Raw genomic sequence first — 18,059 nt, forward strand, 5'->3', positions numbered from 1 at the left:
GAGGGTCGCGGCGGCCATAGTCAGTCGCCGGACAGGCCACTAGGCTATCATCGCCCCTTCGTATTCCTGACGTGTCCTGCCCGAACCCATGATCCGACGCTCCGTCCCGCTCTCCGCGCACGTCCGTTTCATCGCCCTGATGCTGGTCATGGTCGTCGTGGCAACGGGTTGCCACCGCCAGAAGAACAAGAATCCCGAAGAAGGGATGCCGGTGGAACAGCTGTACCAGAAGGCGCACACGCAGATGCAGAGCGGCAACTGGGCCGGCGCCGAGGGCAGCTTCAAGCGCCTGGTCGCGCAGTACCCCTACGGCCAGTACACCGAGCAGGCGATGATCGAGTCCGCCTACGCCCAGTACAAGGCCGGCAAGCACGACGACGCGGTGTCCAGCATCGACCGCTTCATCCGCACCTACCCGACCCACCGCAACATCTCCTACATGTACTACCTGCGCGGGTTGTCCAACTCCAACCGCGACACGGTGTTCCTGCGCCGGGTGTGGTCGCTGGACCCGAGCCGCCGCGACCTGTCCACGCCGCAGCAGGCCTACGCCGACTTCAACATCGTCGCCGAGCGCTATCCGAACAGCCGCTACGCCGCCGACGCGCGCCAGCGCATGATCGCGCTGCGCAACGTGTTCGCCCAGCACGAACTGGACAACGCGCTGTACTACCTGCGCCGCAACGCCTGGGTGTCGGCCGCCGGCCGCGCCACCTACCTGCTGGAAACCTACCCGCAGAGCGCCTACCAGTACGACGCAGTGGCGGTGCTGGCCGACGCCTACACCCACCTGGGCAACAAGCCGCTGGCCGACGATGCGCGCCGGGTGCTGGAACTCAACGATCCCCAGCATCCGTGGCTGACCGGCCACTGGCCGAAGTATCCGTGGATGATCCGCAAGCTGAACCCGTTCGCCGGCGAGAAGTCCGCTTCCACCGGACAGTCCAACTCGCAGATGGCCCGCTGAGCCACGCTGCCGGATGCAATGCAAAGGGGCCGCAAGGCCCCTTTCTGCGTTTGGCGACCGAGGCATTGCCGACGCAGCCGTGCGCACCGGTCGCCGCCCGGCTGCGCCGCCTGCATCCATGCAGGACCGCGGCTGTCCGGGCAGCCGCCAGCGGCAGCGCCCTGGACATGTGGCCCTGGCCGATGGCGCAGGCCGGCACCAGTGTCGCGATCTGTGGTACAGCGCCGCGGCCCGGCTATGCTTGGGCGCATGTTCGAACTGCATCGGGTCACCCGCCGCTACGGCGACGCTCTCGCGCTGGACCGGGTCGATCTGCGCGTCGCCCCCGGCGGCACCACCGCGCTGATCGGCCCCAGCGGCGCCGGCAAGTCCAGCGTGCTGCGCATGCTGCTCGGGCTGGAATGGCCCGACAGCGGCGAGGTGCGCTTCCAGGGCGAGCCGCTGCGCCGGGACACCTTGTTGGCGCAGCGCCGCCGCATCGGCTACGTGATCCAGGAAGGCGGGCTGTTCCCGCACCTGAGCGCGCGCGACAACGCCGCCTTGCTGGCGCAGACCCTGGGCTGGGCGCGGCCGCGGATCGACGCGCGGCTGCACGAGCTGGCCGCGCTGTGCCGCCTGCCCGAGGCCTTGCTGGCGCGCTATCCGGCCGAACTGTCCGGCGGCCAGCGCCAGCGCGTGGGCCTGATCCGCGCACTGCTGCTGGACCCGCCGGTGCTGCTGCTGGACGAACCGCTGGGCGCGCTCGACCCGATCGTGCGCCACGAGCTGCAGACGCAGATGCGCGAGCTGTTCGCGCTGCTCGGCAAGACCGTGGTCCTGGTGACCCATGACGTCGCCGAGGCCGCCTACCTGGGCGACACCCTGGTGCTGATGCGCAATGGCCGCATCGTGCAGGAAGGCAGCGTGCGCGACCTGCTGGATACGCCCGCGGAGCCGTTCGTCGGCCAGTTCCTGCACGCGCAGCGCACGCTGGAGGATGCGCGGTGAGGGCGTCGGTGCGGCGCTGCGCGCTGCCGCTGCTCCTGCTCGCGGCGGCGCTCGTCCTGCTCGCCGGCAGCGCTGCGGCAGCGCCGGAGAAAGTGGTGGTCGGCTCGAAGAACTTCACCGAGGCGGTGGTGCTCGGCGAGATCGCCGCCGGCGCCGGACGCCAGGCCGGGGTGGAGGTCGAACACCGGCGCCAGCTCGGCGGCACCCGCATCCTGTGGCGCGCGCTGGAGCAGGGCTCGATCGACGCCTATGCCGAATACACCGGTACCCTGGCCACGGAACTGCTGCAGTTGCCCGATGCCGACGATGCCGCGTTGCGCCGGGCCCTGGCCCAGCGCGGCCTGGCGATGAGCGCGCCGCTGGGCTTCGACAACACCTACGCATTCGGCATGCGCCGGCAGCGCGCGCAAGCGTTGGGCATCGCCCGTATCTCCGACCTGGCCGCGCATCCGTCGCTGAAACTCGGGCTCAGCAACGAGTTCGTGTCGCGCGCCGACGGCTGGCCCGGAGTGCGCGCGGCCTACCGGCTGCCGCAGACCCCGACCGGGCTGGACCACGACCTGGCCTACCGCGCGCTAGACAGCGGCGCGATCGACATCACCGACCTGTACAGCACCGACGCCGAGATCCCGGCGCACGACCTGCTGGTGCTGCAGGACGACCGCCGCTACTTTCCGCGCTACGCCGCGGTGTTCCTGTATCGCAGCGACCTGGCGCAGCGCGCGCCGCGGTTCGTGCAGGCGCTGCAGGGCCTGGGCGGACGCATCGACGCGGCGACGATGCAGCGGCTCAATGCCGAGGCGAAGCTGGACAAGCGCGCCGAAAGCGCGATCGCCGCGCACTGGCTGGGCATCGCCGCGCCGGCACAGGACACCAGGCTGACGCGCCTGCTGCAACGCACGCGCGAACACCTGGCGCTGGTCGGCCTGTCGCTGGGCCTGGCCCTGCTGGCGGCGCTGCCGCTGGGCATTCTCGCCGCCTATCGGCCGCGGCTCGGCCAGGTCGTGCTGTCGTTGACCGGGGTGCTGCAGACGCTGCCGTCGCTGGCGGTGTTCGTGTTCATGATTCCGCTGTTCGGCATCGGCGCCAAGCCGGCGATCGCCGCGCTGTTCCTGTACAGCCTGCTGCCGATCGTGCGCAACACCCATGCCGGCCTGACCGGCATCGCCCGCGAACTGCGCGAGACCGCCGCGGCGATCGGCCTGCCGCCGGGCACGCGGCTGTGGCGGATCGAACTGCCGCTGGCCTTGCGCACCATCCTGGCCGGAATCAAGACCGCGGCGGTGATCAACGTCGGCACCGCCACGCTGGGCGCGCTGATCGGCGCCGGCGGCTACGGCCAGCCGATCCTCACCGGCATCCGGCTCGACGATATCGGCCTGATCCTGGAAGGCGCGGTGCCGGCGGCGGTGCTGGCGCTGCTGGTGCAGGGGGTGTTCGAGGGCCTGGAGCGCTGGCTGACACCGCGCGGCCTGCGCCTGGCGGCGCGGCGCTGAGGCCTGCGCGTCCAGGCGCCGCTCATCGGCGCGACAGGGCGCGCGATCGTGCGCTCGGCCCATCGATCGCAGCGTGGCACCGGCCAGCGATCGGCTTCGGTACCCGTCGGGACTGACGTCCCTCCCACAGTGCAGCCGCAGGTTTCTGTAGGAGCGGCTTCAGCCGCGACGAACGAAGCGGGGAGCCTTCGGGCTCCGGTAACAGTCGGGTCTGAAGCTCCTCTACATGCACCCAGCAAGCTCGCCGCAAGCCCCGTGTAGGAGCGGCTTCAGCCGCGACAGACGAAGCGAAAACCTTTCCAGCCTCGGTAAAAGTCAGGGCTGACACTCCTCTACTTGTATCCCGGCAAGCTCACTGCAAGCCCCACCTGTGGGAGCGACTTCAGTCGCGACGAACGAAGCGGAAGACGTCTAGAGTCCGCTAGCTGTCGGGGCTGAAGCCCCTCCTACAGTGGGCAGCAAGTTCCCCAGAAACGATCAAACCACCGCTCAGCCGCGCGCCGCGGCGACCATCTCCCGCGCCAGCCCACGCATCGCCTCCGGCGTCAGCTGCAGGTACGGCGCGATGCGCAACGCACCGTGCCGATGCGTGCAGATCACCTGCGCGCGCTGCAGCCACGGCAGCAAAGCCTGCATCGCCGCCGCAGGCGGACGCAGCGCGCCAAGGTGCGGCGCATGCCCGGGCACGGTCCAATCGCCGGCCCCCTGCGCCTGCAGCTCATCCTCGAACGCCGCGCCGAGTGCGCCCAGCCGCGCCGCGATCCGCGCCGGCTGCCAATGCTGTACCTGCTGCAACGCCGCGGTGGCCATCGCCAGCCGCAGCGGTTCGGTCACGCCGCCGGCATCGAAGCGGCGCGCGCCGGCGCGGAACGGCGGCGGCGCCTCGACCGGGAAATTCCAGTCGGCGCCAGGATCGCGGGCCTGCCAATGGTGTTCGATCGGCACGCCGTGCGCGCGCCAGTGCGGCGCCGCCCACAACCAGGCCAATCCCATCGGCCCGAGCAGCCACTTGTGCCCGACCGCGACCACGAAGTCCGGCCGCCATGCCGCCAGCCGCGCCGGCAGCACGCCCAGGCTCTGGCTCAGGTCCAGCACCAGCGCCGCGCCCGCCGCATGCACGCGCGCGGCGATGCGGTCCAGGTCCAGCAGCGCGCCATCGCGCCAGTAGGCATTGGGCAGGGTCGCGATCCGCACCCGCGGCTCCGCGTCCAGTGCCGCCAGCACCGCTTCGGTCCAGTCCTGCTGGGGCCCGCGCCGCACCACCGCCAGGTGCGCCCCGGTCTCGGCGCAGCGCTGCTGCCACAGCAACAGATTGGACGGGAACTGGCCATCGAGCAGCAGCACCGCCTCGCCGGCCGCCAGCGGCAATTGCCGCGCCGCGGTGGCCAGGCCGTAGGCGGCCGAGGGCAGCATCGCCACGCCGTCGACGTCGCCTTCGAACAGCGTGGCGGCGGCCAGGCCGCGCAGAGTCTCGATCTGCGCGCGCCACGCGTCGAAGGACAGCGTCCACGGTGCGATCGAATCGGCCAGCGCCGCCTGCCCGGCGGCAAGCACGCCGGCCAGCCGTGGGCCCTTGCTGGCGGTATCCAGATAGCGCACTCCCTCGGGGAGGACGAAGGCGTGCGCCGCCTCGGCGAGGTCGAGCAAGCCGGGCGGCACGGCGGCGCCGGCCGCGGATGCGGACATGAATGCGTGGGAAGGGTCTGGCGTAGACATGTGCGGTCGGGCCTGTTGGCGCGATCGGGAGAGGGGAGGCCCCATCGCATGAACAGGCTCTAGCGTAACGCGACGTTCCACCACGCATGACGGCATATTCACGGTCTTCCCCTAAGCTTGCCCGATGCAAGCGACCTCCCCGGCGGCACCCCCCTCGCCCGCAGCGTCCAGCGTCCCGCTGGCGGCGCGTTTCCGCAGCGTGCGCCAGCGCACCCACCTGCTCGCCGCGCCGCTGAGCGAGGAAGACGCGATGGTGCAGAGCATGGACGACGCCAGTCCGGCGAAATGGCATCTCGCGCACATCACCTGGTTCTTCGAACGCTTCGTGCTGGCCGCCGACGCGGGCTACCGCGCGATCGATCCGCAGTGGGATTACCTGTTCAACAGCTACTACCAGAGCGTGGGCCCGATGCATGCGCGGCCGCGCCGCGGCGTGCTGTCGCGCCCGTCCATGGCGCAGGTGCGCGACTACCGCGCCGAGGTCGAGGCGCGGGTGCTGGCGCGGCTGCAGGCCGGCGACCTGTCGGCGCAGACGCTGCAGGTGCTGGAACTGGGCCTGCACCACGAGCAGCAGCACCAGGAACTGCTGCTGACCGACATCAAGCACGCGTTCTGGAGCAATCCGCTGGCCCCGGCCTATCGCGACGATCTGGCCGTGGCGCAGGCCCCGGCCCGAACCCTGCGCTGGATCCAGCGCGACGAACAGCTGTGCGAGATCGGCGCGCCCGGCTGGCCGGCGCACGCGGCCTTCGCCTACGACAACGAGTCGCCGCGGCACCGCGTGCTGGTGCCGGCGCATACGCTGGCCAGCCGTCCGGTGAGCAACGCCGAGTACGCGCAATTCATCGCCGACGGCGGCTACCGCAACGTCGCCCTGTGGCTCAGCGATGGCTGGGCACGGCGCAACGCCGAGGATTGGCAGCGGCCGCTGTACTGGCACGCCGACGGCGTGCGCGAATTCACCCTGGGCGGCTGGCGCGAGCGCGATCCGCATGCGCCGGTCTGCCACATCAGCCTGTTCGAAGCCGACGCCTACGCGCGCTGGGCCGGCGCCCGGCTGCCGACCGAAGCCGAATGGGAACAGGCCGCCACCGGCGTGGCCATCGAAGGCAATTTCGTCGATACCGATGCGCTGCACCCGCAGTCCGCCGCGCAGGGCGAGGCCGGCCTGCAGCAGTTGTTCGGCGATGTCTGGGAATGGACCGGCAGCGCCTACCTGGCCTACCCCGGCTTCCGCCCGTGGTCGGGCGCGCTGGGCGAATACAACGGCAAATTCATGAACGCGCAGTGGGTGTTGCGCGGCGGCAGCTGCGCCACGCCGCACGACCACATCCGCGCCAGCTACCGCAACTTCTTTCCCTCCGATGCGCGCTGGCAATTCGCCGGCGTACGCCTGGCCAAGGATCCCGCATGAACGCTGCGACCGCCCGCGCCCTGACCGAAGCCGCGCTCACCGACCTGCATCCGCAGCCCGACGACATCGCCGCCGACGCGATCGCCGGGCTGTCGCGCAGCCCCAAGCAACTGCCGTCCAAATATTTCTACGACGCCGAAGGCTCGCGCCTGTTCGAAGCGATCACCCGCCAGCCCGAGTACTACCTGACGCGTACCGAACTGGCCCTGCTGGAAGCGCGGATGCCGTCGATCGCGCAGGCGGTGGGCCTCGGCGCGCACGTGGTGGAGCTGGGCAGCGGCAGCGGGCGCAAGACCGAATTGCTGCTGGAAGGCCTGCGCGAACCGGTGGCCTACACCCCGATCGAGATCTCGCGCGACATGCTGATGTCCAGCACCGCGCGCCTGGCCGAGCGCTTCCCGCGTATCCAGATGCTGCCGGTCTGCGCCGACTTCACCGCGCCGGTGGACCTGCCGGCGCCGCAGCGCAGCGCGCGCCGCACCCTGGTGTTCTTCCCCGGCTCCACGCTGGGCAACTTCACCCGCGAAGACGGCATCCAACTGCTGCGCTCGATGCGCGAGACCATGCGCCACGACGGCTGCGCGCTGATCGGCATCGACCTGGACAAGGATCCTGCGGTGCTGGAAGCGGCCTACAACGACGCCGCCGGGGTCACCGCCGAATTCACCTTGAACCTGCTGCGCCGCCTCAACCGCGAGATCGGCAGCGACTTCGACTTGGCGCAGTTCCGCCACCGCGCGGTGTATGCGCGCGAGCGCCAGCGCATCGAAACCTTCCTGGTCAGCCAGCGCGCGCAACAGGTGCACGTGGCCGGACACCGCTTCGACTTCGCCGCCGGCGAAGCGATGCAGGTCGAATACAGCCACAAGTACAGCGACCAGAGCTTCGGCGAAATGGCCGCGGCCGCCGGCCTGCGCGTCAGCCACGGCTGGAACGCGCAGGACGATGCGTTCGGGTTGCGGTTGCTGCAGGCGGTGTGAAGAGCCCGGATTGGGGAATCGGGAGCCGGGATTGGAAGCGCATTCGCGCGAACCGGTAGGGCGCCTCCCGGCACGGATTACCGAGGCAGACACGTTGACTGGCCGCCTCCCTGCCGCCCCCTTGTAGGAGCGGCTTCAGCCGCGACCGACCCCCACCGCAGCCGATCCGCCCCCCACCACGAGACGCCGCGTGGCCGCGGCGCCGCCCTGGCTAGCCCTGATACCCATTGGTGATCGGATAACGCCGCTCGCGGCCGAACGCGCGGCGCGACACCTTCGGCCCCGGCGCGGCCTGGTGCCGCTTCCATTCGGTGATCCGCACCAGCCGCACCACGTGATCGACCACCTCGGCGGCGTAACCGGCGGCGACGATCTCGTCGCGCGATTCCTCCTGGTCGACGTAGCGATACAAAATGCCGTCGAGCACGTCGTACGGCGGCAGCGAATCCTGGTCGGTCTGGTTGGCGCGCAGTTCCGCCGACGGCGGCCGCGCGATCACCGCCGGCGGGATCACCGGCGCGCCGCCGACCGTGTTGCGCCATTTCGCCAGGCCGAACACCTCGGTCTTGTACAGGTCCTTCAGCGGCGCATAGCCGCCGCACATGTCGCCATAGATGGTGGCGTAGCCGACCGCGTACTCGCTCTTGTTGCCGGTGGTCAGCAATAGACCGCCGAACTTGTTGGCCAGCGCCATCAGGATCACGCCGCGGCTGCGCGACTGCAGGTTCTCTTCGGTGACGTCGGGCTGGGTGCCTGCGAACAACGGACCCAGCGCCTGCAGCAGGCCCTCGAACGCCGGTTCGATCGCCACCGTCTCCAGCTTCACCCCCAGCGCGCGGCACTGCTCGTCGGCCAGGTCGTTGGACATGTCGGCCGTGTAGCGCGACGGCAGCCGCACCGCGGTGACGTTGTCCGCGCCCAGCGCGTCCACCGCCATCGCCAGCACCAGCGCCGAATCGATGCCGCCGGACAGGCCCAGCCACACCTTGGAAAACCGGTTCTTGCCGCAGTAGTCGCGCAGCCCGCGCACCACTGCGCGCCAGGCCAGCGCGTCCATGCTTTCGTCGCCGTCGTCGATCCAGCGCAACGGGGTGAACGCGCGCGTCTGCGTCGCGTAGTCCACCACCAGCCATTGGTCGGTGAACGCCGCCGCGGCCGGATGCACGCTGCCGTCGCCGTCGGCGACCACCGAGGCGCCGTCGAACACCAACGCATCCTGGCCGCCGACGACGTTGAGATAGGCCAGCGCCACGCCGGTCTCGCGGGTGCGCTCGGCCAGCAGCGCATCGCGCTGCGCGTGCTTGCCGCGCTCGTACGGCGAGGCGTTGGGCACCAGCACCAGTTCGGCGCCGTGGCGCGCGGTATCGGCCAGCGGCTCGGGGAACCACAGGTCCTCGCAGATCACCAGGCCGACCTGGGTTCCCTTGACCTCGAACACGCAGCTGCCGCCGTCCGGATCGACATCGAAATAGCGGCGCTCGTCGAACACCGCGTAGTTGGGCAGTTCGCGCTTGCGGTAGGTGGTTTCGATCTGCCCGCCGCGCAGCACGCTGGCCGCGTTGTAGACCACGCTGCCGGCGCTCTGCGGCCAGCCGACCACCGCGACGATGCCGTGCACGCGCACCGCGATGCGCTGCACCGCCAGTTCGCAATCGGCGAGGAAGCCGGGCCGCAGCAGCAGGTCCTCCGGCGGATAGCCGCTGACCGCCAGCTCCGGGAACAGCACGATGTCGGCGCCGTACTCGTCGCGCGCCTCGTCGATCATCGCGATGATGCGATCGGTGTTCTGGGCCACGGCGCCGACCGGAAAATCGAACTGGGCCATGGCGATGCGAAGGGAAGAAGACATGGACAACCTTGCAGAAGCGGGAGGGGAAAAGCGCGGCGGCCGCGCCGATGCCAGCCGCCGACGGCGCAGCGCCAGCAGCGGCGGAGCCGACATGCGCACGACGGCAATGCGCAGTGTAGCGCCGCACCGCGGCAGACGATCCGGCTCGCCTACCCCACGCTGCGCCCGTCACCGGATGGGTGCACTGTGAGGGACTTCAGTCCCGACTGGCGCCGAAGCCGGTCGCTGACAGACCTCGCGTCGCGACTGAAGTCGCTCCCACAAGGCGTGGCACGCCGAGCGACCGCTGGGTGCACTTTAGGAGGGACTTCAGTCCCGACTGGCTCCGAAGCCGGTCGCTGACAGACCGCGCGTCGCGACTGAAGTCGCTCCCACACGGAGCGGCACGCCGCGCATCGCCTCATCCGTTGCCGCGGCTCCCTGCCCGCGCACGACGCCGACGCCAGCGCCGCCACAGCGTCACCACGGCCGCGAGCAGCGCCAGCGCGACGAGGCCCAGGGTCGCCATGCGCGCGGCCACGCCGTGCTGGAACACAACCTCCCGGCCCTGGCCATCGAGCGTATAGGCGACCACGTAATCGCCCAGCGCCCCCATGCCCTCGCGGCCGCCGGCGGCGATCACCACGTACTGCTTGCCGCCCACCGCATAGATCGACGGCGTGGCCTGGCCGCCCGCCGGCAGCTTGGCGTCCCACAGGGTCTTGCCGCTGGCGCTGTCGAGCGCGCGCAGGCGCGCATCGGCGGCCGCGGCGATGAAGGTCAGCCCGCTGGCGGTGGTCACCGCGCCACCGAGCAGCGGCGTGCCCACGTCCAGCGGCAACCACGGCAGCCGCTCTTCCAGCGTGCCGAGCGGGCGTTCCCAGGCGATCTTGCGCGTGCGCAGATCGACCGCCACCAGCCGCCCCCACGGCGGCTTGACGCAGGGAACGCCGCGGGACGAGCCCAGCATGCCGCGGCGCATGTAGTACGGCGTGCCCTGCATGTCGTTGAATTGCTGGTCGGGATGGCGCGCGTAATCGGCCTCGCTGAAGTGGTCGCGCGGGATCAGCGTCACCTGCATCGGCAGGTCCGACACCGGCAGGATCGCCAGCTGGCGCTGCGGGTCCACCGCGATGCCGCCCCAGTTCACCCCGCCGGCCCAGCCCGGCAGCGCGATCGTGCCGCGCACGCTGGGCGGAGTGAACAGGCCTTCCGAACGCAGCCCGGCGATCAGCGCGGCGCACTCGCGGCGCGCGCCCGGCGTCGCGCCCCAGGCGTCGGCGGCGGTCAGCGGCGTATGCCGCGCCAGGCGCAGCGCCGGCTCGGGCATCGGCTGGGTCGGCGAGATGCGCTCGCCGGGTACGTCGGTCGCCGGCACCGGCACTTCGCTGATCGGGAACACCGGGCTGCCGTCGCGCCGGTCGAAGGCGAACAGGAAGCCGGTCTTGGTCGCCTGCAGCACCGCCTCGCGTGGCCCTTGCGCGGTCTGCACCGTCGTCAGCACCGGCTGCGAGGCCAGGTCGTAGTCCCACAGGTCGTGATGCACCAGTTGCTGCGCCCACACCCGGCGCCCGCTGTGCAGGTCCAGCGCCACCAGCGAATTCGCATCGCGGTTGTCGCCGAGCCGCTCGCCGCCGTAGTAGTCGGGACTGGCCGAGCCGGTCGGCACGTACACCAGCCCCAGTGCCGGATCCACCGCCAGCGGCGCCCAGGCGTTGCCGCCGCCGACCGTGGCGGCCTGCTCCGGCTGCCAGCCGGCCGCGGCCGCCGCCGCCGGAGCGCGCGGCACCGGATCCCAGCGCCACAATTCGCGCCCGCTGCGCGCATCGTAGCCGCGCACCACGCCCTGCTCCAGCGCATGCCCGCGGTTGTCGCCGATCGAGCTGCCCACCACCAGCACGTCGCCGGCCACCACCGGCGGCGAGGTCACCGCATAGTTGGCCCAGGCGTCGCTGGGCCTGTCCTGCACGTCGATCCCGGCCCGCAGGTCGATGCTGCCGGCAGTGCCGAACCCGGCGCAGGGCCGACCGTCGGCGGCGTCCAGCGCGATCAGCCGCGCGTCCAGGGTGCCGAACACGATGCGCTCGCGGCACGCGCCGTCCGCGGCCTGCGCGTCGCGCCAGAAGCTCACCCCGCGCGAGGCCGGATCGCTGTAGTGCTTGCCGCGCGCGACCTGGGCGTCGAACGACCACAGTTCGCGGCCGCTGGCCGCATCCAACGCAAAGGCGATGCCGGTGCCGGTGACCAGGTACATGCGCCCGTCCAGCACCAGCGGATTGGTCTCGAAGCGACGCCGCTCCGGATCCGGCAGGCCCGCGCCGAGTTCGCCGGTCCGGAACGACCAGGCGATGCGCAGCCGTCCCACGTTGTCCGGAGTGATCTGGGTCAGCGGCGAATGCTGGCCGCCGCCGGGCGCGCCGGCATAGCTGGACCAGTCGCCCGGCGCCGCCGCGCAGATCCCGCCAACGCCGAGCGCCAGTCCCGCACCACATATCGCTGCCCGCCATCTGCTGCCCACTGGTGCCGCTCCCGTCGTTGCGTGAAGTGGCGGCAAGTATGTGCAGCGCCCGTCCGCCCGCCACGGCCAAGGGACGGCGGCGGCCACGACAGTGACCAATGGCGGCCGCACAGGGACGAATGGGGCGGGCGCCAAGCGGGCCAATGATGGCCGGCAACCGCACGTCGGGACATTCTCGAATCGCAGCCACGGCGCAAATCCTGTGGCAACGGCTCTGGAAGCGCCGGCCGTTGGGCGCGACGGGCCTTCCGGTAACGCATGTTGCGGCGAAGGTCACGCCGAACGCACTGTTGAACGCAAATCCCGCGTCGAACATGCCGAGCTGACAGACGTTGCCGGGTGCAGCAGCGGCGCGCGGCACGCAACGGCAGAGCGACAAGCCCGGTCGGAGAGAGGAGTTTGGGGTGAAGGTACAGGCGAAGCACTCGTCACCTGAGACAGCACGGCGCTACACCTTCGAAAAAACGCCGACACAAAAAAAGGGCCCCGCTTTCGCGAGGCCCCGTTCGACGCTGACCGGCATTGCCGCCATCGAACAATCGCGACATGCGGCACCTGAGCGCCGCATGCCGCAACCGCCGTGTCGCTTACTTCACCAGCGAAGCGATCGCCGCGCCCAGGTCGCCCGGCGAACGGACGGTCTTGACGCCAGCGGCTTCCATCGCCGCGAACTTGCCGGCCGCGGTGCCCGAACCGCCCGAGGCGATCGCACCGGCGTGGCCCATGCGCTTGCCCGGAGGAGCCGAGGCGCCGGCGATGAAACCGACGACCGGCTTCTTGACGTGGGCCTTGATGTACTCGGCACCGGCTTCCTCGGCGTCGCCGCCGATCTCGCCGACCATGATGATGCCCTGGGTCTGCGGGTCTTCGTTGAACAGCTTGAGGCAGTCGACGAAGTTCAGGCCGTTGATCGGATCGCCGCCGATGCCGATGACGGTGGACTGGCCCAGGCCGGCAGCGGTGGTCTGCTTCACGGCTTCATAGGTCAGCGTGCCCGAGCGCGACACGATGCCGATCTTGCCCGGCATGTGGATGTGGCCCGGCATGATGCCGATCTTGCACTCGCCCGGGGTGATCACGCCGGGGCAGTTCGGCCCGATCAGGGTCACGTCCGGGTGCGACTTCAGCACGTTCTTGACCCGCAGCATGTCCAGCACCGGGATGCCTTCGGTGATGCAGACGATGACCTTGATGCCGGCCGAGGCCGCTTCCAGGATCGCATCGGCCGCGAACGGCGGCGGCACGTAGATCACCGACGCATCGGCGCCGGTGGCGTCGACCGCTTCACGCACGGTGTTGAACACCGGCAGGTTGATGTGGGTGGTGCCGCCCTTGCCCGGGGTCACGCCGCCGACCACCTGGGTGCCGTACTCGACCATCTGGGTCGCGTGGAAAGTCCCCTGCTGGCCGGTAAAGCCCTGCACGATGACCTTCGTATTCTTGTTGATCAAAACAGACATGAATTCTTCCTAGTCTCGTGGGTTCAGGCAGCGACGGCTGCGACGACCTTCTTGGCGCCATCGTTGATGTCGTCGGCCGGGGTGATGGCCAGGCCGGATTCGGCCAGCAGCTTCTTGCCTGCCTCGACGTTGGTGCCTTCCAGACGCACCACCACCGGCACCTTGACGTCCACTTCCTTGACCGCGGCGATGATGCCCTCGGCGATCATGTCGCAGCGGACGATGCCGCCGAAGATGTTGACGAAGATGGCCTTGACCTTGTCCGAGGACAGGATCAGCTTGAACGCCTCGGTCACGCGCTCCTTGGTGGCGCCGCCGCCGACATCCAGGAAGTTGGCCGGCGAACCGCCGTTGAGCGCGATCACGTCCATGGTGGCCATGGCCAGGCCGGCGCCGTTGACCATGCAGCCGATGTTGCCGTCCATGGTCACGTAGTTCAGGTCGTACTCGCTGGCGCGCACTTCGGCCTCGTCTTCCTGGGTCTTGTCGCGCATGGCGGCCAGATCCTTGTGGCGGAAGGTGGCGTTGTCGTCGGAGTTGACCTTGCCGTCGAGCGCGTAAAGGTCGCCGCTGTCCAGGATCGCCAGCGGGTTCAGTTCGACCAGCGCCAGGTCCTTTTCGTTGAACAGGGTGTACAGGCCGCCCATGATCTTGGCCAGCTGGTTGGCCTGCTTGGCGGTGAGGCCGAGCTTGAAGCCGATCTCGCGCGCCTGGTAAGGCTGCAGGCCTTCGACGAAGTTCACGTTGAGGGTCTGGATCTTCTCGGGGGTCTCGGCTGCGACCTGCTCGATGTCCACGCCGCCTTCCGACGAGGCGATGTAGGTGATCGACTGGGTGCCGCGGTCCACCAGCACCGACAGGTACAGTTCCTTGGCGATCTCGCCGGCCTCGGTGACCAGCACCAGGCTGATCGGCAGGGCCACGCCAGCGGACTGGTAGGTTTCCATCGAGGTGCCGAGCATCTTGGCCGCAGCGGCCTTGACGTCGTCGGTGGTCTTGCAGAACTTCACGCCGCCGGCCTTGCCGCGGCCGCCCGCGTGGATCTGGGCCTTGACCATCCAGGGGCCATTGCCCAAGGCATTGGCCGCTTCGACAGCTTCTTCGGGCGTGGACGCGACGCGTCCGGCCGGGACCGGGATGCCGTAGTCGGCAAACAGTTGTTTCGCCTGGTATTCGTGGAAATTCATGCGTCACCGTGGGAAGAGGAACGACCGTCCCGCAGCGATCCGGGCCTGGAATGGCGGCCGGAAGGGTACGGACGGGCCGCATATTGTGGCCGACCCTGGGCGGCGGCGCAAAAGCGCTGGTTTCCGGCACCGCCGCGGGTGGCCCTGCAGGCCCGGCCCGGGCGGTCCCGCGCAGCCCCGTCCTCGGCCATGCCGAGGCTGCCACCGGTGCGGCCCTGCCATCGCATTCCCCGGCGCGACGCCTATACTCGCGCCGTCCGTCGCCTGGCTGGAGTCCGGCTTGCCCACAAGCGCCTCGCTCATCGACCGCATCGAGTCCATCCCGCGCCGCGAGCTGTACTTCTTCGCGCTGTACCGGGTCCTGGTGGCCGGACTGATCGCCGCGCTGGTGTTCAGCCCGTTGAGCGTGCTGGTCGGCGCGCCGCGCTTTCCGCAACTGGCGGTCGGGCTGGCCGGCGCCTACCTGCTGGTGGCGCTGCTGCTCCTGCTGTGGGGCCGCAACGAACGCCACCTGATCCCGATCGTGTTCTGCAGCGCGACCGCGGACATCGCCGCGGCCACCCTGGCCGCGCACGCGCTGCCGGCGGCCAGCGCCGGCATCGCGATGATGCTGCTGTTCAATGTCGCCGCCGCGGCGATGCTGCTGCCGCTGCGCTACGGCTTCGGCGTCGCCCTGACCGCCGCCGCGGCGACCCTGCTGGAATACGTGTGGACCTCGCTGGACGGCGGCGAAAGCACCCGCAGCCTGGCCGAACTGGCCATGTTCGCGACCAGCTACCTGGCGGTGTCCTACATCTGCTACCAGATCGGGCAGCGCGCGCGCAGCAGCCAGACGCTGGCCGATCGGCGCGGCGCCGAGGTGGCCAATCTCTACGAAATCAACGAGTTGATCATCCGCCGCATGCGCACCGGGGTGCTGGTGGTGGACGCGCAGAACCGCGTCACCCTGGCCAACGAGGCCGCCTCGGCACTGCTCGGCGATGCCGACGGCAACAGCGCCAGCGGCCGCCTGGACCTGCTCAGCGCCGCGCCGGAGCTGGGCAAGCGGCTGCAACGCTGGCGCAACGGCTGGAATCAGGAAGAGACCCCGCTACAGCTGTCGCCGGACCAGCCGGAGGTGCAGCCACGCTTCGCCCGGCTGCTGATGGAAGGCGACCTGACCCTGGTGTTCCTGGACGATGCGACGGTGGTGTCCCGGCGCGCCGAATCGCTGACCCTGTCGGCGCTGGGCCGCTTCTCGGCCAGCCTGGCGCACGAGATCCGCAACCCGCTGGCCGCGATCAGCTACGCCTCGCAGCTGCTCGAGGAATCGCCGGCGATCGGCGACGCCGACCGCCGCCTGCTGCAGATCATCCACATGCAGTGCCAGCGCACCAACGGCATCGTCGAGAGCGTGCTGGGCCTGGCCCGGCGCGAGCGCTCCAATCCGGAGAACCTGGACCTGGGCGTGTTCGTGCGCCGCTTCGTGCTGGAATACCGGCAGACCCTGTCGATCGAGACGGACAGCCTGGAAGCCATCCTCGCGCCGCAGCCGGTGCACGCGCTGGTCGATCCCAAGCACCTGCACCAGATCCTCAGCGCCCTGGTGCACAACGCGCTCAAGTACGGCCGGGTAATGGAGGAACCGGCACGGGTGCGGTTGCGCGTGGCGATGCAGGAACGCAATGCCATCGTCGATGTCATGGACCGCGGTCCCGGCATTCCCGAAGCGGTCGCCGCGCAGCTGTTCCGCCCGTTCTTCACCACCTCCGAGCACGGCACCGGGCTGGGCCTGTATATCGCCCGCGAACTGTGCCGGGCCAACCAGGCACGCCTGGAATACGTCCCGGTACCGGCCGGCGGCGCCTGCTTCCGCGTGGTCCTGCCTGGCCCGCACACCATGCTCTCGGGTTGAGACGCACGTCACCGAATCCCCCACCGCGTCGATAATTTGGCGCTCCCCCCGTACCTGGGCTATCTTTTCCGCACATGAACGAAACCCGAAGCGCCCTGGTCGTCGACGACGAACGCGACATCCGCGAACTGCTGGTGCTGACCCTGGGCAGGATGGGGCTGCGCATCAGCACCGCCGCCAACCTCGCCGAAGCCCGCGAACTGCTGGCGAGCAATCCCTACGACCTGTGCATCACCGACATGCGCCTGCCGGACGGCAACGGCATCGAACTGGTCAGCGAGATCGCCCGCCACTACCCACGCACGCCGGTGGCGATGATCACCGCCTTCGGCAGCATGGACCTGGCGGTAGAAGCGCTGAAGGCCGGCGCCTTCGACTTCGTCAGCAAGCCGGTGGACATCCACGTGCTGCGCGGCCTGGTCAAGCACGCGCTGGAACTCAACAACAGTGAACGCGCCGCGCCGCCGGCGCCGCCGCCGGAGCAGGCCAGCCGCCTGCTCGGCGCCTCGACGGCGATGGACGTGCTGCGCGCCACCATCGCCAAGGTCGCGCGCAGCCAGGCGCCGGTCTACATCCTCGGCGAGTCCGGCGTCGGCAAGGAACTGGTCGCGCGCACCATCCACGAGCAGGGCGCGCGCGCGGCCGGGCCGTTCGTGCCGGTCAACTGCGGCGCGATCCCGGCCGAACTGATGGAAAGCGAGTTCTTCGGCCACAAGAAAGGCAGCTTCACCGGCGCCCATGCCGACCAGGCCGGCCTGTTCCAGGCCGCGCACGGCGGCACCCTGTTCCTGGACGAAGTCGCCGAGCTGCCGCTGCCGATGCAGGTCAAGCTGCTGCGCGCGATCCAGGAGAAGTCGGTGCGCCCGGTCGGCGCCTCGACCGAAGTGCCGACCGACGTGCGCATCTTGTCGGCCACGCACAAGGACCTGGCCGACCTGGTCGCCGACGGCCGCTTCCGCCACGACCTGTACTACCGCATCAACGTGATCGAACTGCGCGTGCCGCCGCTGCGCGACCGCGGCGGCGACCTGCCGCAACTGGCCGCGGCGATCCTGGCGCGGCTGGCCAAGAGCCACGGCCGGGTCACCCCGCTGCTGTCGCCGTCGGCGCTGGACGCGCTGAACCGCTACGCCTTCCCCGGCAACGTGCGCGAACTGGAGAACATCCTTGAGCGCGCCCTGGCGATGGCCGAAGACGACCAGATCAGCGCCGCCGACCTGCGCCTGCCGCAACCCGGCAACAGCGCCCGCGCCGCGGCCGAAGCCGCCCCCGCGCTGCCGCCCGGCGTGGTCGACATCGACCCGACCTCCTCCGCCCTGCCCTCCTACATCGAGCAGCTCGAGCGCGCCGCGATCCAGAAGGCGCTGGAGGAGAACCGCTGGAACAAGACCCGCACCGCGGCCCAGCTCGGCATCACCTTCCGCGCGCTGCGCTACAAGCTCAAGAAGTTGGGGATGGAGTAGAAGAGCCGGGATTGGGGAGTCGGGATTGGGGATTCGTAAAAGCAACGGTGTCCCATTCCTCTCCTAATTCGGCCTAGGTAGAAAAGGCGGATCAGGGATCGGGAGGAGACGCGGCTCCGCTCTTGCGAATCCCGAATCCCGACTCCCGA

Annotated in this window: 12 protein-coding genes; 7 read left to right on the forward strand and 5 right to left on the reverse strand. The window is 70.0% G+C overall.

Features of this window, described 5'->3' with window-relative positions; genetic code table 11:
• Nucleotides 1–88 precede the first annotated feature (88 nt).
• The 3 genes from H9658_RS03560 (at nt 89) to H9658_RS03570 (ending at nt 3,450) form a co-directional block, all read left to right on the forward strand.
• Nucleotides 89–967, forward strand: a complete 879-nt coding sequence (locus tag H9658_RS03560) for an outer membrane protein assembly factor BamD (protein WP_179566635.1) — start codon at nt 89–91, stop codon at nt 965–967.
• A gap of 249 nt (nt 968–1,216) precedes the next feature.
• Nucleotides 1,217–1,954, forward strand: a complete 738-nt coding sequence (locus H9658_RS03565; protein WP_191824379.1) for an ATP-binding cassette domain-containing protein — start codon at nt 1,217–1,219, stop codon at nt 1,952–1,954.
• Nucleotides 1,955–1,977: 23 nt separating this feature from the next.
• Nucleotides 1,978–3,450 (forward strand): ABC transporter permease/substrate-binding protein, encoded by a 1,473-nt coding sequence (locus tag H9658_RS03570; protein WP_191824573.1) that lies wholly within the window; start codon nt 1,978–1,980, stop codon nt 3,448–3,450.
• Between the two features lie 489 nt (nt 3,451–3,939).
• Here H9658_RS03570 and H9658_RS03575 read toward each other — a convergent pair whose 3' ends face one another.
• On the reverse strand, nt 3,940–5,136 hold the full coding sequence (locus H9658_RS03575; RefSeq protein ID WP_191824380.1) for an aminotransferase class V-fold PLP-dependent enzyme: 1,197 nt from the start codon (nt 5,134–5,136) through the stop codon (nt 3,940–3,942).
• A 154-nt stretch (nt 5,137–5,290) separates the two neighbouring features.
• Here H9658_RS03575 and egtB point away from each other — a divergent pair, with 154 nt between their 5' ends.
• On the forward strand, nt 5,291–6,580 hold the full coding sequence (egtB, locus tag H9658_RS03580; protein WP_191824381.1) for an ergothioneine biosynthesis protein EgtB: 1,290 nt from the start codon (nt 5,291–5,293) through the stop codon (nt 6,578–6,580).
• Nucleotides 6,577–7,560, forward strand: coding sequence for an L-histidine N(alpha)-methyltransferase (gene egtD / locus H9658_RS03585; protein WP_179566639.1), 984 nt, complete (start codon nt 6,577–6,579; stop codon nt 7,558–7,560). The genes egtB and egtD overlap by 4 nt, the downstream gene beginning before the upstream one ends.
• Nucleotides 7,561–7,771: 211 nt before the next feature.
• On the opposite strand, the gene H9658_RS03590 is transcribed toward egtD, so the two are convergent.
• The 4 genes from H9658_RS03590 to sucC all read right to left on the reverse strand — a co-directional run bounded on the left by H9658_RS03590 (nt 7,772) and on the right by sucC (nt 14,553).
• Complete coding sequence (locus H9658_RS03590; RefSeq protein ID WP_191824382.1) at nt 7,772–9,409, reverse strand: NAD+ synthase; 1,638 nt, start codon at nt 9,407–9,409, stop codon at nt 7,772–7,774.
• 400 nt (nt 9,410–9,809) lie between these two features.
• Nucleotides 9,810–11,906 carry a pyrroloquinoline quinone-dependent dehydrogenase gene (locus tag H9658_RS03595; protein WP_191824383.1) on the reverse strand — a complete coding sequence of 699 codons (2,097 nt, stop codon included), beginning with the start codon at nt 11,904–11,906 and terminating at the stop codon, nt 9,810–9,812.
• 587 nt (nt 11,907–12,493) lie between these two features.
• Nucleotides 12,494–13,366 carry a succinate--CoA ligase subunit alpha gene (gene sucD, locus H9658_RS03600; protein ID WP_179566644.1) on the reverse strand — a complete coding sequence of 291 codons (873 nt, stop codon included), beginning with the start codon at nt 13,364–13,366 and terminating at the stop codon, nt 12,494–12,496.
• Nucleotides 13,367–13,389: 23 nt separating this feature from the next.
• Nucleotides 13,390–14,553 (reverse strand): ADP-forming succinate--CoA ligase subunit beta, encoded by a 1,164-nt coding sequence (gene sucC, locus H9658_RS03605; RefSeq protein ID WP_191824384.1) that lies wholly within the window; start codon nt 14,551–14,553, stop codon nt 13,390–13,392.
• Between the two features lie 280 nt (nt 14,554–14,833).
• Here sucC and H9658_RS03610 point away from each other — a divergent pair, with 280 nt between their 5' ends.
• Together H9658_RS03610 and H9658_RS03615 are read left to right on the forward strand one after the other, a co-directional pair.
• Nucleotides 14,834–16,447 carry a sensor histidine kinase gene (locus H9658_RS03610; protein WP_191824385.1) on the forward strand — a complete coding sequence of 538 codons (1,614 nt, stop codon included), beginning with the start codon at nt 14,834–14,836 and terminating at the stop codon, nt 16,445–16,447.
• 74 nt (nt 16,448–16,521) lie between these two features.
• Entirely contained in the window at nt 16,522–17,910 is a 1,389-nt protein-coding gene (locus tag H9658_RS03615) for a sigma-54-dependent transcriptional regulator (protein WP_179566650.1), read from the forward strand.
• Nucleotides 17,911–18,059 lie beyond the last annotated feature (149 nt).

The organism is Xanthomonas bonasiae, assembly GCF_014836395.1.
Taxonomy (GTDB): Bacteria; Pseudomonadota; Gammaproteobacteria; order Xanthomonadales; family Xanthomonadaceae; genus Xanthomonas_A; species Xanthomonas_A bonasiae.

What these genes read in the sequence shown, in the direction of transcription:
- H9658_RS03560 (WP_179566635.1), top strand. Translation starts at nt 89, where the DNA reads ATGATCCGACGCTCCGTCCCGCTCTCCGCGCACGTCCGTTTCATCGCC.
- H9658_RS03565 (WP_191824379.1), top strand. Translation starts at nt 1,217, where the DNA reads ATGTTCGAACTGCATCGGGTCACCCGCCGCTACGGCGACGCTCTCGCG.
- H9658_RS03575 (WP_191824380.1), bottom strand. Translation starts at nt 5,136, where the DNA reads ATGTCCGCATCCGCGGCCGGCGCCGCCGTGCCGCCCGGCTTGCTCGAC.
- egtB (WP_191824381.1), top strand. Translation starts at nt 5,291, where the DNA reads ATGCAAGCGACCTCCCCGGCGGCACCCCCCTCGCCCGCAGCGTCCAGC.
- egtD (WP_179566639.1), top strand. Translation starts at nt 6,577, where the DNA reads ATGAACGCTGCGACCGCCCGCGCCCTGACCGAAGCCGCGCTCACCGAC.
- H9658_RS03590 (WP_191824382.1), bottom strand. Translation starts at nt 9,409, where the DNA reads ATGTCTTCTTCCCTTCGCATCGCCATGGCCCAGTTCGATTTTCCGGTC.
- sucD (WP_179566644.1), bottom strand. Translation starts at nt 13,366, where the DNA reads ATGTCTGTTTTGATCAACAAGAATACGAAGGTCATCGTGCAGGGCTTT.
- sucC (WP_191824384.1), bottom strand. Translation starts at nt 14,553, where the DNA reads ATGAATTTCCACGAATACCAGGCGAAACAACTGTTTGCCGACTACGGC.
- H9658_RS03615 (WP_179566650.1), top strand. Translation starts at nt 16,522, where the DNA reads ATGAACGAAACCCGAAGCGCCCTGGTCGTCGACGACGAACGCGACATC.